Origin of the sequence: Tritonibacter sp. SIMBA_163 (genome assembly GCF_046535935.1) — a bacterium.
Classification (GTDB): domain Bacteria; phylum Pseudomonadota; class Alphaproteobacteria; order Rhodobacterales; family Rhodobacteraceae; genus Epibacterium; species Epibacterium scottomollicae.
Map to the genome: position 1 here is coordinate 1 of NZ_JAWJBP010000320.1, position 279 is coordinate 279.

The following is a 279-nucleotide window of genomic DNA, read 5'->3' on the forward strand; positions in this document are numbered from 1 at the left end:
GATGCCACGCTCAAAACACGTTTTGTCCATGCCGGTCAGGCGCTCCTCGAGAGCGGCTGGGCCGACGACGTGCGGATCGGCATTGCTGATGGAAAGATCGTGTCGCTCGAAGCGAGTTCGTCCGTGAAGCCGGGTGATGAGCCTCATGCTGTCGTCATCGCGGGCATGCCGAACCTGCACAGCCACGCTTTCCAATATGGCATGGCAGGACTTGCGGAACGGCGCGGCCCGTCCGCCGATTCGTTCTGGAGCTGGCGCGAGATCATGTATAAATTCGCG

Annotated in this window: 1 pseudogene; it reads left to right on the forward strand. The window is 60.9% G+C overall.

What is annotated here, in order from left to right:
• Positions 1–279, forward strand: a pseudogene (locus R0J92_RS22565) (formimidoylglutamate deiminase); the annotation flags it as partial.